Annotated in this window: 15 protein-coding genes; 11 read left to right on the top strand and 4 right to left on the bottom strand. The window is 64.3% G+C overall.

Annotated elements, in window-relative coordinates; translation table 11 throughout:
- The first annotated feature begins 803 nt into the window (after positions 1-803).
- From Amn_RS30780 to Amn_RS30795, 4 genes are all read left to right on the top strand, one after another.
- On the top strand, positions 804-944 hold the full coding sequence (locus Amn_RS30780; RefSeq protein ID WP_286299153.1) for a hypothetical protein: 141 nt from the start codon (positions 804-806) through the stop codon (positions 942-944).
- Between the two features lie 813 nt (positions 945-1,757).
- The gene (locus tag Amn_RS30785) at positions 1,758-2,090 is read left to right on the top strand and encodes a hypothetical protein (protein WP_286299155.1); all 333 of its coding nucleotides are present in this window, start codon (positions 1,758-1,760) and stop codon (positions 2,088-2,090) included.
- Between the two features lie 32 nt (positions 2,091-2,122).
- Positions 2,123-2,536: a DUF427 domain-containing protein gene (locus Amn_RS30790; RefSeq protein WP_286299156.1), complete on the top strand. Its 414-nt coding sequence runs from the start codon at positions 2,123-2,125 to the stop codon at positions 2,534-2,536.
- Between the two features lie 37 nt (positions 2,537-2,573).
- Positions 2,574-2,864, top strand: a complete 291-nt coding sequence (locus Amn_RS30795) for a plasmid stabilization protein (protein ID WP_286299159.1) — start codon at positions 2,574-2,576, stop codon at positions 2,862-2,864.
- A 286-nt stretch (positions 2,865-3,150) separates the two neighbouring features.
- On the opposite strand, the gene Amn_RS30800 is transcribed toward Amn_RS30795, so the two are convergent.
- The gene (locus Amn_RS30800; protein WP_286299161.1) at positions 3,151-3,483 is read right to left on the bottom strand and encodes a PRC-barrel domain-containing protein; all 333 of its coding nucleotides are present in this window, start codon (positions 3,481-3,483) and stop codon (positions 3,151-3,153) included.
- 532 nt (positions 3,484-4,015) lie between these two features.
- Here Amn_RS30800 and Amn_RS30805 point away from each other — a divergent pair.
- Both Amn_RS30805 and Amn_RS30810 read left to right on the top strand, forming a co-directional pair.
- Positions 4,016-4,252 carry a hypothetical protein gene (locus tag Amn_RS30805; RefSeq protein WP_286299163.1) on the top strand — a complete coding sequence of 79 codons (237 nt, stop codon included), beginning with the start codon at positions 4,016-4,018 and terminating at the stop codon, positions 4,250-4,252.
- 2 nt (positions 4,253-4,254) lie between these two features.
- A complete protein-coding gene (locus Amn_RS30810; protein WP_286299164.1) occupies positions 4,255-4,719 on the top strand; it encodes an NUDIX hydrolase in 465 nt (154 codons plus the stop codon).
- 22 nt (positions 4,720-4,741) lie between these two features.
- On the opposite strand, the gene Amn_RS30815 is transcribed toward Amn_RS30810, so the two are convergent.
- The gene (locus tag Amn_RS30815) at positions 4,742-6,445 is read right to left on the bottom strand and encodes an HAD-IIB family hydrolase (RefSeq protein WP_286299165.1); all 1,704 of its coding nucleotides are present in this window, start codon (positions 6,443-6,445) and stop codon (positions 4,742-4,744) included.
- A 179-nt stretch (positions 6,446-6,624) separates the two neighbouring features.
- On the opposite strand from Amn_RS30815, the gene Amn_RS30820 reads away from it, so the two are divergent.
- The 3 genes from Amn_RS30820 (at position 6,625) to Amn_RS30830 (ending at position 11,768) form a co-directional block, all read left to right on the top strand.
- On the top strand, positions 6,625-7,671 hold the full coding sequence (locus tag Amn_RS30820) for a glycosyltransferase family 4 protein (protein WP_286299168.1): 1,047 nt from the start codon (positions 6,625-6,627) through the stop codon (positions 7,669-7,671).
- 28 nt (positions 7,672-7,699) lie between these two features.
- Positions 7,700-9,853, top strand: coding sequence for an amylo-alpha-1,6-glucosidase (locus Amn_RS30825; RefSeq protein ID WP_286299170.1), 2,154 nt, complete (start codon positions 7,700-7,702; stop codon positions 9,851-9,853).
- Between the two features lie 94 nt (positions 9,854-9,947).
- Positions 9,948-11,768, top strand: a complete 1,821-nt coding sequence (locus tag Amn_RS30830) for an alpha,alpha-trehalose-phosphate synthase (UDP-forming) (RefSeq protein ID WP_286299173.1) — start codon at positions 9,948-9,950, stop codon at positions 11,766-11,768.
- Positions 11,769-11,816: 48 nt separating this feature from the next.
- On the opposite strand, the gene Amn_RS30835 is transcribed toward Amn_RS30830, so the two are convergent.
- Positions 11,817-12,449 (bottom strand): DUF6766 family protein, encoded by a 633-nt coding sequence (locus Amn_RS30835; RefSeq protein ID WP_286299177.1) that lies wholly within the window; start codon positions 12,447-12,449, stop codon positions 11,817-11,819.
- 326 nt (positions 12,450-12,775) lie between these two features.
- Between Amn_RS30835 and Amn_RS30840 the strand changes: the two genes are divergently transcribed.
- Together Amn_RS30840 and Amn_RS30845 are read left to right on the top strand one after the other, a co-directional pair.
- Positions 12,776-13,705 carry an HU family DNA-binding protein gene (locus Amn_RS30840; RefSeq protein ID WP_286299179.1) on the top strand — a complete coding sequence of 310 codons (930 nt, stop codon included), beginning with the start codon at positions 12,776-12,778 and terminating at the stop codon, positions 13,703-13,705.
- A 92-nt stretch (positions 13,706-13,797) separates the two neighbouring features.
- Positions 13,798-14,016 (top strand): KTSC domain-containing protein, encoded by a 219-nt coding sequence (locus Amn_RS30845; protein WP_286299181.1) that lies wholly within the window; start codon positions 13,798-13,800, stop codon positions 14,014-14,016.
- Positions 14,017-14,091: 75 nt separating this feature from the next.
- Here the strand turns inward: Amn_RS30845 and Amn_RS30850 are convergent, their stop codons facing one another.
- On the bottom strand, positions 14,092-14,697 hold the full coding sequence (locus tag Amn_RS30850; RefSeq protein ID WP_183194924.1) for a cysteine hydrolase family protein: 606 nt from the start codon (positions 14,695-14,697) through the stop codon (positions 14,092-14,094).
- Positions 14,698-14,989: the final 292 nt, after the last annotated feature.

The raw sequence follows: 14,989 nt of genomic DNA on the forward strand, positions 1-14,989 counted from the left end.
TGCTGCCCGATCAGCTGCGCAGCTTGCTCAGAACGTGAGCCCACGTGATCGGCCAGCCTCTGTCGACGCGCCAGCTTTGCTCTGCTTTCAAATCAAGGAGAAATACGCGAGACCTGCCGCTACCGGCTGGAAACAGCAGGGCCGCTGCTTGGAACGCAGCTGAGGGGCACGCGCTCCGCTAACATAATCCCCCAAGGCGCCCCGGGTTCCCGCCTGACACCGCCGACTGGCCAGTCCGCCCTACCGCTGACATCCAATGAGCTAATTGTGCCTGTTGCCATTGAGAGTAAACTAGATCGGCAGGTGTGGGATAAGCGCCGGCGCTATGCATTAATGAATGAGCGTTGTGTCGGCTGCCGATGGCCCGACGGCCCGACTTGGCGATGTCCAAGCGGGCCGCTCTTTGTTTCCCAATTTTGAAACAAAACAAGCCCCGCCACCTTTCGATGACGGAGCCTGTTGCCTGGGCGCTTTCGCGCCGCGGTACTCAATACACACCCGCAGATGCTCAGGATGCATCGAGGGTAATTAACATTAGCCTACGCTAACAATCATCGCCACCACCCTTCGGTAGCGAAGGGTGGTCAATACTCAAATCTGGCGACTAGCGAGACGGCACTGGCTGGGACGCGCTAGCAGAGATGGACAATTTCCATGGTTGAAAAAGCCCCGCGGCCGAAAGGCGGCGGAGCTTGTCGCCTGAGGCGGGTACTCAAACAACCCCGCATGCGCCCGATGGAAGGCGCGTCGGAACCGTTTGGGCTGCCGGCGGTTGATTCCGGGCGTCTCAGGGAGATGTTTCAATGGATAAGACAACAGGCTTCTATGCCATGATGGTGGCTGTCGCATTCGCAGTGGTTGCCCTCTTCGTCATCGGCCTCATGGACCGTGCACGCGACCCCGGCAGCGTCCAGGAAGTCACACAACACACGCTGAATCAATGAGACAATCAGTGAGTTGTTTGCGACTGTAAAGGGGAGCAATACCATGGTCGCGACGATGTGGTTTGGTGCAATATTGTCTGTCTGCGGTATTGCTATGCTAGCCTTGGCCGCTATCAACCGCGGCCCTTCAGCGATAGCCATGTTGACCCTTTCAGGCTGCACACTCCAGCCTTGGCGCCGCGGGTTAGGCCTCCTTGGACGTCGCTGCTGGCCCCGGCCTGCTGCTGATGGCTATCGGCGTCCTCTCCCTTCTGGTGGCAGCCTTTGCTTACCCATGAAAGACATTCGCTCCATCGATTTCAACGAACCAGCTATCTTTTTCGAAAATCGGCTGGGACCGGGAATGGCATTCGATCATTTTTCAAGGGCGCTACGCCACGCTGTAAGCATACCTTTGGCGAAGCAGCATCACACTGCGCCATGGCGTGGCCCGCGACATTGGCAGCGCGATAGCAGGACATAACGAGAGTTCCCAGCGCAGGTCTTAGCGCGATGAAGATTTCGAGCACAGCGGCAACCAGCAGGACGGCAGGAGGAAAGCGCGGTGATGAAGGCGCAGCAGAGGACCGCCCCCACGGTATCGTCACGGTGGTGTTGTCTAGCAGCCTTCCGCCGGGCAACCGCGGGCCCTTCACATGGACCAGAGCAGCGAGAGCGGCGCCGCTTGAAGCCTTTGATTTCGTGATCGCTGAGCGTGGAACCGCCCGGCCCGCCGGCGGTTAGGGAGCAGCACGTCGATCGTGCGCGTCACAGACAGCCGACAGCAACCAACCAACCCATGCTCAAAAGTCCCGCACGACGGAGTCACTACCGATGCTCATCAACGGAAAAACGGTCGATCTGAATTGCCCGGCGACGTTCTACGAAGACCGCTTCACGCACGGAACATTCTTTGCGCATCTGGCGCAGGCGATCCGGCATGCCGTCGCCACGCCGTCGTCGCGGCAGATGCATTCGGCCAGCATCGTCACGCAGTCGGGCGATCAGTTCGGCTGGGCCGAAATCAGCCTGTTGCACGATCACCTGCGCAACGATGCAGCCACCAGTGCAGCCAGGACTGATGCAGCGCGGAACCGTGCCGGCTGGAACGATGCGGGTGAGAACGATGCGGCCAAGGAGACGACGGGGCAAGGATTCGACGTTTAAGCCGGGCCGAAGCATTTGGAGGGCCGTCTGAAATGAAGGAGCTCATCATGCAGACCGCACCACAAACCGAACAGCTCAAGATCGGCACCTTCGACGGAACGGTGACCGTCACCTTTTCCGATGCCGTCATCGCGTCGACGACCCGGGCCCGGATGGTCTGCGTCGAAGGCGAGCCCGACGTGTTCTACATCCCGTTCGAAGACATCTATTTCGAGATGCTGCGGGCGATGGACAAGACAATTCATCGTCCGGACTGGGGCGTCGCTTATTTCTGGAGCGTTTCCGCCGTCGGCGAAGCGGCCGACGATTTCATGTGGGCCTATCTGACACCCGAGCCGGCGGCAGCCGCGCTGGCGAACCACGGCGCCTTCAATCCGGAAAGTGCCGTCATCTCGGCCGTGCCAACCGAACACGGCATCCATTCGACCGCCTTGCCCGACGTCTGACGCCCGCCAGCGGTCGGCGAACCAAAGGGGAAAAGACATGCCCAGAGGCGACAAGGACAAATACACCGACAAGCAGAAGCGCAAGGCCGAGCATATCGAGGAAGGCTACAAGGACCGCGGCGTCTCTGCCGACGAGGCGGAGCGGCGGGCCTGGGCGACGGTCAACAAGGATTCGGGCGGCGGCAACAAGTCGGGCTCGGGGCGCGGCAAGCCCGACAGCAACGCCTCGGCCAAGAAAGGCGGAAAGGCTGGCGGCGAAGCCGCTGCGCGCCGCTCGGCCTCGGCAAAGAAGGCCGCAGCCACGCGCAAACGGCGCGAGGCGCATTGAGCCCGAGGTTTCCCCGAGGTTCATTGAAGGCAAGGTTCGTTGAGGCCGAGGCTTGTTGGTCGCGAGGCTCTTTTGATCCCCGGGCTCATCGCGCCTGCGGCGGTATTCCCCGTGGATGCGACGCGGTCCGCCCTGTGGATCGACCGCTCCGCCTGCCTTTGTCGACCCGCTGCCTTCGACCCCGTCGCCCGCATCGGACGCATGAGACGGGGCGTGGCAAGAACCCTTGCCACGCCTCGTGATGGACCGGAACGGTCGCTGAAGTCGTTACCCCTCTCCTGCCGCGTTACCAGTAGGGCTGAGCGCCGTAATGGTCGTAAATACGGCGATTGTTCTCCTCCGACCAATCATCTTCGACGTAGGTCGGCGCTCCGTCGAGCTGCTCCCGGGTGATGTCGACCTGGAAGCCGCCCAGATCCTCATTGTAGGTCAGCTTGTTCCACGGCAATGGATAACGGTCCTGCCCCATGCCGAGAAAACCGCCAAAGCTCAGCACGGCATGTGCAACACGGCCATCGACCTTCTCGAGGATCAAGCGTTCGATCTCGCCGATGTGGGCGCCATCGGGTCCGTAAACTTCGGTACCGATAACCTTGTCGCTTTCGATAAAATTGTTCATTTGGGGTCTCCTCGGGTTCAGGGCATCTGAAGGCCAACGCATCGCGACGAGGCTGGTTCCGAACTTTCTGCCGGCTCGTCCTGTCCCCAGCCGGCGCAACCCGGCAGCGGCTGATGGCATGACGCCGCAAGCCAATCTGGCGTTCGAGGTGTTCTTCGCAGGCTCACGCCCTATGTCAGGCTGCGTGCTTCAACGAGGCGGGGGGCGTTCGTAGAGAAAGCCGCCGCAGATGCGATATGTCCGCAGAGGAAATGGTCTACTTGGTGGTGATCTTCGGCGCGCTCGCCTCGATCATCCTGCAATACGGCTTTTGACCGACAACGAACCACTCCGCTGGAGTTGCTGGTTCCACCCTGCCGTGGCCTTCGGCACCGCCAGCGCGCTTTTCCTGGCTGGCCGGCTATTGATCCGGTGCGCCTGCCGGTCCGATGCCGGCGGCTGATCGGATGCCAATCAACGATCTGAGGAATGAGCGGAACCAAGCCGCGCACCGGTCATTGTCTTCAGGTGCCGAGACAATTCAGGTGTCGTCATGAATACGCCTTGCGAAGAACTGGGCCGGAAGATTCTCGATTATCCGCGCGCCTCCCGCGAGATCAAGATACAGCGCCTGCGCCATCTGGAAGACGATGCCCGCGCCTTGCAGCGGGCGGCGTCCGAAAGCGCGATGAATGCCGACGACGGCTGGCAGGCGGAACTGCGCTTCGTTCGCCTGGCGCTCGAGCAGCTGGGCGCCACGCGCATCCGCAAGGGCGCGGCGAGTCTGTGACCATGAACAAGCGGAAAAAGCGTGCCATCCGCTCGGCGATCAAGGGCGATCCCGCCAACCAGGTCGCAGCACTGCCCTATCGCCTGGCTGCGGATGGGTCGATGCGGGTGTTGCTCATCACCTCACGCGGAACGCGGCGCTTCGTCGTGCCAAAGGGCTGGCCGATGAAAAAGAAGAGCTCGGCGGCTGCGGCGGCCTGCGAAGCGAGGCAGGAAGCCGGCGTTGTCGGGCAGATGGCAAGGGTTCCGATCGGCTCCTTCCGCTACTGGAAGAGGCTGTCGGTCGGCTTTGTCCCCATCATCGTCCGCGTCTTTCCGATGGCGGTCGAGACGGTGCTCGACAGCTGGAAGGAAGAGGCCGAGCGCGGCCGCAAATGGCTGTGCCCCGAGGATGCGGCGACCCTTGTCGACGAGCCGGCGCTGGCGAGCCTGGTCAGGCGAATGCCCGAGCTGATCCGTCGCTGCTAGCCCGGCAACTCGCACCTCAGCTCTACCCAGTCGTCCCAGTATAGCGGCTTCGAACGGCGTCGGCGATCGCGGCGCGGCTCTGGCCGGGCGCCAACTGTTCGTTATCCTCGATCGCGCGCGCCTCCGCGGCCAGTTCCTTGTCCTTGACCTTGCCGCCGAACCATTTGGAATAATCGCCAGCTCTGAGATGATGCTCCCAGGTCGCGTCGTCGACGCCTTCGGCGATATGCAGGAACATCATCAGGTTCTGCGCCTTCAATCTCATGGCGCCGTCGGGCCCGCGGAAATAGAAGCTGCTGTCGCCCAGATCGCCTTCGGCATATTTGCGCTTGTGGCGCTTGCGCGCCTGTTTCGGTTTGTCGACCTCGATCGCCTTGGCGGGCCGGCCCGATGCCCGGTCCCAGAACAGGATCTGCTGCTCCGACAACGGAACGATGCCCTTCGGACCGTCGACGCCGACCGTCTGGGAAAAGCTGTCGAAGACCGCGCCGGCCTCCGGCCCAAGCGCCATCACCACCTCGACTTTCTGCAGCACGTCCTTCGACACCAGATCGGGATGGACGGTGACAAGGATCGTCGCCGGCAATTCGTTGGGCAGGGCGAAGGAGTTGCCGACCCTGGCCGACGGCAACAAATGATGGGCTTCGTCGATGACGAGCCAGTGCGGCCGTCCCTTGCGCGCCCGCAGCGAGGCGAGCTCGGGCAGAAGCCTGGCGAAATAATCGGGCCGCTCGTCGGTCTTCAGGCCCAGCATGTTGACGGCGACGTTGTTCGTCGGCTTCTCCAGCAGGTCGAGGATCTCGCGCAGGTTCGGGGCCGCATCGGCGTCGCCGACCACCACGACGTTCTCGAGATGGCTGTAGTCGCCTTCGGGGTCGAGAACGCAGAACTGGTAGCCCTTCTTGAAGAAGCGTTCCGTCAGCAGGGTGGCGAGCGTCGACTTGCCGATGCCCGAGGTGCCGGCGATCAGACTGCAGCCGCCATAAGGCGAAATCACCGAAGCCACGCCCGCAGCGTCGGCGCCGACCTCGACGCGTTGCCTTTCCGTGTCCATCAAGGCGGCATCCTTGTCGAGCACGAGACCGACAAGCTCGGCCACGCCGGCGCCGCGCGCCGCCCGCGTCGAGCGGTCGGCCGTCTCCTTGACCGTCGGCAGGGCGTTTGCCACCGCCACGCCATAACCGACAGTGCGCAACAAAGCGTGGTCGTTCTCGGCATCGCCGATGCCGACGACATTGTGCGGCGACAGTTCCAGCTCTTCGAGCGCCGCCAGAAGCCCAGTCGCCTTGTTCAGGCCGCTGGGCAGCACCATCACGGCGCCCTTGTTGAAGATGATCTCAAGTTCGAGCCCGAGGTCCCGTATTTCCTCCAGCACGATGGTTTCATTGGGAACAAGCGTGGCGACGATGGTCTCGCCGACATACAGCGGCTCGACGCCCCTCTGGCGGAGCCTGTCGACAAATTTCGGCGGCGGCGGCGGCGCCAGTTGGCGCGACTTGCGGGTCGCCGGCGTATAGAGCAGCGCGCCGTTTTCGGCGACGATGCGGTCGAAGATTTCGTGCTCTGCAAACACCCGCTTGAGATCGGGCAATTCGCGGCCCGTCACCAGAATGAGCTTCCGCCCGGAATCTTTGAGCTTCCTTATCGCCTCAAGCGCTGCCGGCGTGACGGCGCCATGGTCGGCAAGGGTTTCATCGTAATCGGTGGCAAGCGCCAGGGCATACATCGCATCTTCTTCTCGTTTGAGGATGGGGGTTAACCGGCGAGCACTCCATTCGTTCCCCAGAAGAGACCCGCGCGCCCAATCCGCACTTTTGCGGGAACCATCGTCGCCGGGGACGATTTCCTCCTCGGACAGCCTGTGCTGGCGGGATGGATATTGCCTCGGAAGGACGGCTGAAAAACATGAAGATTGCCCAGGTCGCGCCGCTCTATGAGAGCGTGCCGCCGCGTCTCTACGGCGGCACCGAACGGATCATTTCCTATCTGGCCGACGGGCTTGTCGCGCTAGGCCACGACGTCACGCTGTTTGCCAGCGGCGACTCCACCACGCGTGCGACGCTTGTCGCTTCGCGGGATTGTGCCCTGCGCCTCGATCCGGATCCGCCTGTTTCGGCGATCGCCGCCCACCTCACGCAACTCCATGAGGTGCGCAACCGGGCCGCCGAGTTCGACGTCATCCATTTCCATCTCAGCCACTTCCTGCATTTCCCCTTCTTCGAGCAGATAGCTGGCAAGACGGTCACGACACCGCATGGCCGCCTGGACTACCGGGACCTTCCCGGCGCCTACAAACGCTGGCCCGGCTTTCCGCTGATCTCGATCTCCGACCGGCAGCGCTTTCCGCTCGCCGATGCCAACTGGCTGGCGACGATCCAGCATGGCCTGCCGCCGCGCCGGCCAGGCAGCGAAAGGTGGACGGGTCAAGGCGGCTATCTGGTGTTCCTGGGCCGGCTGTCCAGGGACAAGCGGCCGGACAGGGCCATCAGGATCGCGCTCGGGAGCGGCTACAGGCTCAAGATCGCCGCCAAGATCGGCGACGACGACCGCGCCTATTTCCACGATCGGATCGAGCCGCTGATCGACGGTGTCAACGTCGAGTTCATCGGCGAAGTCGGCGATGCCGAGAAGGACGAGCTTCTCGGCAATGCCGCAGCGCTCCTGTTTCCGATCGACTGGCCGGAACCGTTCGGCCTGGTGGTGATCGAGGCGATGGCGCTCGGCACGCCCGTCGTCGCCTGGAACAACGGCGCCATGAACGAGATCATCGACGAGGGGGTGACAGGGGCGGTCGTCGACACGGACGAGGCGGCGATCTCGGCGGTCCACCAGGTGGTCGGCCTCGACCGCGACAGGATCCGCGCCGTCTTCGACAGGCGTTTTTCGGCCGAACGCATGGTCAGGCAATATGCCGACGCCTACGCGCAGCTGCTGCACGGCCACGGCGGCTGACTAATTGCAAACCCTGACGGGAGGGAACATGGCACAACTCGACGAACGCCAGCTCGACCCCGCGGTGGCGCTCGCAGCGCTCGACGATGCACCGCCCAGGACGCCGCACCGGCAATACGCCCTCAAGGACGGCGACTGTTTTGTCGTTGCCAATGATCGCGGCGACATACAGGGCAGAGGCGACGGCCTGTTCCGCGACGACACGCGGGTGCTGTCGCTGCTGCGGTTGCGGGTCGGCGGACGCGAGCCGACGCTGCTCGGCGCCTCGCTCAGCCAGGACAACATCGTCTTCACCGCCAACATGACCAACATGCCGCTGGAGCAGCTGCCGCAGGGGATCATCCATGTCGAACGCTCGCGGCTTTTGTGGCAGGACCGGATGTTCGAGCGCATCCGGCTTGCCAACTACAGCGACAGGGAGCTCGTGGTCCCGGTGTCGCTGGAGTTCGACGCCGACTTTCGCGACATGTTCGAAGTGCGCGGAACCGCGCGCCGGAAGCGCGGCAGGACCTTTGCCAGTGAAACGTCAGCCGATCATGTCGTGCTGCGCTACGAAGGCCTCGACACGCTGGTCCGCCAGTCCGTCATCTCCTTTTCCGAGCAGCCGGTGCAACTGAGCGCCGGAAACGCCGAATTTCGCATCAGCCTCGCCCGCCGCGGCGGCGGCTCGTTGTTCGTCGAGGTCGGCGCAAGCCATGTCGCGCCACCCAGCCGCGAGCGCCACCGTTCGGCCGCCGCCCACGCCCGCTGGCGCATGCGCGCCAAGCGCCGGCACGGCGCGACGCTGCACAGTTCGGGTCGGGTCTTCAACGACTGGATGTCGCGCGCACGCGCCGACATCGCGCTTTTGACGACCGAACTTGCGACTGGTCCTTATCCCTATGCCGGCATACCCTGGTTCTCGACGGCCTTCGGGCGCGACGGCGTGATCTCGGCTCTGCAGATGCTCTGGCTCAATCCCGGTCTTGCCAAGGGCGTGCTGTCGTTCCTTGCCCGGCATCAGGCCACCGAAACGCTTGCCTTCAGCGATTCACAGCCCGGCAAGATCATGCACGAGACGCGCAAGGGCGAGATGACGGCGCTCAGCGAGCTGCCCTTCGGCCGCTACTATGGCGGCGTCGACACCACGCCGCTCTACGTCCATCTCGCCGGCGCCTACGCCCGACGCACCGGCGACATGGCGTTCATCGACGAACTCTGGCCGTCGCTGTGCGCCGCAGCCGGCTGGATCGATGCGATGCGGGCCAGCCATGAGCACGGCTTCGTCGCCTACCAGCGCGCCGCCGACACCGGCTTGTCGAACCAGGGCTGGAAGGACAGCTCCGACGCGGTCTTCCATGCCGACGGACGCATTCCGCAAGGCCCGATCGCGCTGGTGGAAGTCCAGGGTTATGCCTTTGCCGCCTATCGCGGCCTCGCCGACCTCGCGTCACGAAGGGGCGACGAAGCTGCGGCGAAACGCTGGGCGGAGTGCGCCGAGAGCATGCGGACCGCCGTCGAACGCCATTTCTGGATGGACGGCAAGGGCTTCTACGCGCTGGCGCTGGATGGCGAGAGCAAGCCCTGCGAGGTTCGCGCCTCCAATGCAGGGCACCTGCTTTTCGTCGGCCTGCCGTCGCCGGAACGGGCGCGGCGCCTCGTCGACCAGCTTCTGGCGGCCGGCTTCCAGACCGGATGGGGCATCCGCACCCTTGCCGACGACGAAATCCCGTTCAATCCGATGTCCTATCACAACGGCTCCATCTGGCCGCACGACACCGCCATGTGCGGCGCCGGCATGGCGCGCTACGGCGAACGCGATAGCCTCGTCCGGCTGTTGAGCGGCACTTTCGAATCCGCCGTCCATTTCAACATGCGCCTGCCCGAACTGTTTTGCGGCTTCACCAGGGCGCCGGGCGAAGCACCTGTCGCCTACCCGGTCGCCTGCCTGCCGCAAGCCTGGTCGTCGGGGTCGGCCTTCATGCTGATGCAGGCCTGCCTCGGCCTCGAGATCGACGGGTTCGAGAACGAAATCAGGGTCAACAGGCCCAGGCTGCCGATCGGCATCGACACGCTGACGGTCAGACGCCTGCGCGTCGGCCGGGCGCAGGTCGACCTCAATTTCCAGCGTGTCGGCGACCGGGTTGCCGCGTTCCTTGATGCCCGTGACGAAGGCCGCGCGCCGCTTGTGGTGCGGAGTTGACCAACACGGGCTGCAAACTGTCCAGACGGAGGAACCGATCCACGCCGGACGAGTTCAGCTTCTGTAGCCTGTTCCATTCATTTCAAGCGACGGCATGACATACGATCCTGCATTCCTGAACCTGGCGAGCGTGGCCCTCGTCGCGCTGGGCATGTCTGTGATCGCCATTGCGGTATCGATCGCCGCGTGGCGGCGCCGTCCGGCGCCGATATCGGACGATGCCGGCCAGCTGCGGCGAACCGCACAGGAGCCGCCGCGGCAGCTGCTGCCGGAGTTCGAACGGAACAATCGGCTTGTCGAAACCCCGACGATCGCCTGGACTGCGGAGACGATGCGCCATGTCATTGAAAGCGAGCTTCCCGACGCCGAGATCATCCTCGTCTCCAACAGGGAGCCCTACATCCACAATCTGAAGAACGGCAAGGTCGAACTGATCGTGCCGGCGAGCGGCCTGGTGTCGGCGCTGGAGCCGGTCATGCGTGCCTGTGCCGGCACATGGATCGCCCATGGCGGCGGCACCGCCGACAGGATGGTCGTCGACCGGCACGACCGGATCGAAGTCCCGCCCGACGGGCCGCGCTACACGCTGAGCCGCGTCTGGTTGAGCGAGGAGGAGCATAAGGGATATTATCTCGGCTTCGCCAATGACGGGCTCTGGCCGCTCTGCCACATTGTCTTCACCCGGCCGATCTTCCGCGAATCCGACTGGGAGGCCTATCGCGCCGTCAACCAGAAGTTCGCCGACCGCATCGTCGCCGAAGCCCGCACGCCCGATCCCGTGGTCCTTGTCCAGGACTACCATTTCGCGCTTTTGCCGCGCATGGTCCGCGACAAGTTGCCGGACGCAACGATCGTCACCTTCTGGCACATTCCCTGGCCGAACCCCGAAGTGTTCAGCATCTGTCCCTGGCGCGAACAGATCCTCGATGGTCTGCTCGGCAGCTCGGTCGTCGGCTTCCACATCCAGTTCCATTGCAACAACTTCACCGACAGCGTCGACCGCTTCCTCGAAAGCCGCATCGAGCGCGAGCATTCCTCGATCTCCTATGGCGGCCAGACGACGCTGGTTCACCCCTATCCGATCTCGATCGAATGGCCGCCTGCAGCGCTTGCGACGCAGCCCACGGTGCAGGAATGTCGCGACAGGATGCTGAGCCGTCACGGTCTCGATCCGCAAACCAGGCTGCTGGTCGGGGTCGAGCGACTGGATTACACCAAGGGCATCCTCGATCGGTTCCTTGCCTTCCAGCAGCTGTTCGAGCGCTATCCCGAATGGGTGGGCAGGCTTGTCTTCGTGCAGATCGCCGCCCCCAGCCGCGGTACCTTGCCCGCCTATCGCGACCTGCACGCCGAATGCCGGACCTTCGTCGACGACTTCAACAGGCGGTTTGGCGACAAGGACTACCAGCCGATCCTGTTGCTCGACGAACACCACAACCAGGCCGATATTTACACCGCCTACCGCGCGGCCGACGCTTGCGTGGTCAGCAGCTTGCATGACGGGATGAACCTGGTGGCCAAGGAATTTGTCGCCTCCCGCGACGACGAACAGGGCGTCTTGATCCTCAGCACCTTCGCCGGGGCGTCGCGGGAGCTGCTCGACGCACTGATCGTCAATCCGTTCGATCCGTCGGCGATGGCCGAAGCCATGCAGCGTGCGATCACCATGCCCGAGGACGAGCAGCGCGAGCGCATGCACAGGCTGCGCGAGGTCGTCAGCACCAACAACGTCTATCGCTGGGCCGGCGCCCTGCTCCAGGATGCGGCCCGGCTGCGCAAGCGCAACCGCGCGGTGGAGAACGGCGTCGCCCCTGCCCCCTTGCCGCCGCCGCAAGCCTTCCTCAGGCGGTTTCTCGCCGGCACGCGGACGCGCCGGCGTGGCACTGAGGCGCGCGCCAGGATGGAAATCAAATAGTTTTGCGCTGCGACGCAACCCTTGCCCTGATCGGACCGGCTCGGCAGCTCAGGCTCCCGTCTGGCCGTGTGGTGCGGAGACAGGCTTCGATTCTGGCGAGCCCTTGAAACGCAGGAAGATGGACAGCACGATCAGCATCGCCGTCGAGAGAAACTCCGACTGCCAGTTCTGGAAGGATTCGAACCAGAGCAGCGGGTCGAACAGATAGCTCACGACGGACGTGATCTCGCCGCCGTGGCGTGCCGCCTCCTCATTGGCTGCAGCCGCACTTGCCAGCCAGTGGATAGTGAACGAAAGCACGAACAGGCCGGCAAGGCTCAACCCCAGCCCGTAGGAGTAGAGCCACCTCCTGATGCGGCCGCGCAGCCTGGCGGGCGGCGTGTCGCCTGGCCTGTGCGGATCGTCGGGATCGAGCGATTCCGCCGACCCGCGCTGGAACAGAAACGCGGTCAGCATGACATAGGCGCTCATCTGGAGAAACTCGCTCTCCCAATTCTCGAAGACGGCCGAGACAAACGTTCCCGAGCCGAGATAGGCGAGAAAACGCGGCGGCGCTTCGCCGTGCAGCGCCAGCTCCCGGCTCTCATGGGCGAAGCCCGCGATCGCCATTCCCAGGATCGACAGCAGAAAGACAAGCATCAATGTGAGGGTGAGGCCGTTGTCCCTGAGCCAGCGTTTCATTGCACTCTCCATGTGACGAACCACCCTTCAACGGCCAGGCGGGGATATGGTTCGAGCAGAGCCGCAGTTTGGGCCGGGCGTCTCGTGCAGCTCTCCGGTGAAGCCGCCCACCGAAAAGCCTGCCGCCATAAAGTCTCCGCTCCGAGGAACCATTTGCGCCCCGGCACGCTTCTCCTTTGGACTGTTCATCCACCGAAACAGCGCGCCGGAGTGGCGCCGAACACGTGCAGGAGACGTAAATGGGACGCGGTATTCTTCTCTGGCTGCTTGGGATTCCGATCCCGATCATCATCCTGATCCTTCTTTTCGTGCGCTAGGAGGATGACATGACCTTGGTTCCCGACGAGACGCTGGCCGCGCAAGGCATCGCCACTTCGCCCGCATCCTCCGCCCCGGAATCCACCGCCTCCGCGATCAACTGGGGGCCGATCCTGGCCGGCGCCGCTGCGGCGGCCGGCATTACGCTGGTGCTGATGCTGCTCGGGTCCGGCCTCGGCCTGACGATGGTTTCGCCGTGGCCCAGCGCGGGCGTCACGATCACGACTTTTGCGGCTTCCACCGCCGTCTGGCTGGTGATCGTGCAGTGGCTGTCGGCCGCCGTCGGCGGTTACCTGACCGGCCGCCTGCGCACCAAATGGGTAGGCATCCACACCGACGAAACCTTCTTCAGGGATACGGCGCATGGCTTTCTCGCCTGGGCGCTGGCCACGCTTCTGGTCGCCGGCGTACTGGGGTCGGTGTTGTCGGCCGCCGTCGGCAGCGGCGTCCAGGCCGCGTCGAATGTCGCCTCGGGTGCCGCTGCGGCCGCGACCGCCAACGCAGATTCGCCCGCGGTCGACACGGCGACGTCCTATTTCGTCGACACCCTGTTCCGGCCGTCGGATCCCGCCAGGGTCGCCGCCCCCGGCACGGCGGAGTCCGATCAGGCGGCGCGGCAGGCGTCGCGCATCCTATTGGCCAGTGCGACGACGAATGAAGTTTCGGCAGAGGATCGCACCTACCTGGTGCAACTGGTCGCCGCGCGCACCGGATTGTCCGAGGCCGATGCCCAGGCGCGCGTCGACGCCGTGTTGACCCGCATCGGCGAAGCCAAGGCCACCGCGCAGCAGGCTGCGGACACGGCGCGCAAGGCAAGCGCCACCTTCGCGCTGGTGGGCGCCCTGTCGCTGGCCATCGGCGCCTTCATCGCCAGTGCGGCAGGCGCCCTGGGCGGCTGGCAGCGCGACGACGACGAGGTCCGCTACCTCTCGCGATGAGGCCTGATACAGCGCGCTATCGGCCTGCTGGACCCCGTGCCGTCCCGGCGCCTTGGCCGGCTTAACTAAGCCTTTGCGCCAGCCTGAGCGAAATGCCGTCGACCTCGATCCGTGACACCGCCTATGATCCGGAAACCCGGGTGCTGTCGGTCTGGTTCGCTGTCAGCGGCAGACGCTACGACTACGTGGCGGTGCCGCCCGAGACCTACGCCGCATTCCGAAGCGCCTTTTCGAAGGGGCGCTTCTTCAATGCCCACATCCGCGACCGCTTCCGCCATCGCCTCGTGCCCGACAGGCTGGCGGCGAGATAGGAAAGCAGCGACGCTACGCCAGCTGTGCCTCCGCCGCGCCCGGGTAATATCGATCCCCGTTCCGCGAAGCTCCAGTCACTGCCAGTTCAGCAGAATCTCCTCGACCGTCACTGTCTCGACCTGCTCGCTGAAGCGGGAGTGATAGAGTTGCATGAGGGCGTCATGCGTCGCGTCGGAAGAACTGCACAATGCGTCCGTCGCCAACACGACCCGATATCCCCGATCGATGGCGCCGAGGACGGTGGCGAGGACACAGACGTCGGTTTCGCCGCCGGTGACGACCAGCGTGTCGAACTCCGTTCCCAGCAGCGCGTCGAGACGTCCCTCGGTCCATGGCGAATAGACGTGCTTGTCGAGGACGCGGGCCGGAGGAACAAGCCGCTCCAGGGCAGGCAGCAGCCGCACAAAGGCCGGGTCCATGCGTGTCAGCGTAACCTCCGCCCATCGCCTGTAATAGCGTGCCCACATGCCGGGCCCCTCTCCCGGACGGGCGGCGGGAACGAAGCGGGTGAACAGAGTCTGACTGGCATGCGCCCCAGCAAGCTCTTCGATCGCCGGCAGCACCTTCTGCGCCCAGGGAACCGACCACGGGCCGTCAGGCGCAAACAGCCGCTGCATGTCGACGCAGAGATGGAGACAGTTGTCGCCCAGCGGACCATGCACCAGCCCCTCAGCCGCCATCACCGCCCTCCCGGCGTCCGCTTGTCCGAAACAGTACGCCTCGCCGGCCCCAGAAGGATCGCGGCCTCTCCGAACCGGATGTTCTCCGCCGGTGGAGCAGGGTTGTCACCGACTTCAAAGGAAAGTGCTCGACGTTGCTCGCCTCTGACCTGCCGGATATCTCCGTGGCAAGGGGGGAGTTTGGCAGCGGCAGCCTCGTCCTGCGCCGGAGATTGGCGCGGGCAGCAACGAGGGCTGATCTTCGCCCTTGCGGGGCCGGCAGGACAGAGGGGGTGCAAAGAATCGCGGCCTC

The sequence above is a fragment of the Aminobacter sp. Y103A genome (assembly GCF_030294925.1).
In the GTDB taxonomy this organism is placed as follows: domain Bacteria; phylum Pseudomonadota; class Alphaproteobacteria; order Rhizobiales; family Rhizobiaceae; genus Aminobacter; species Aminobacter ciceronei.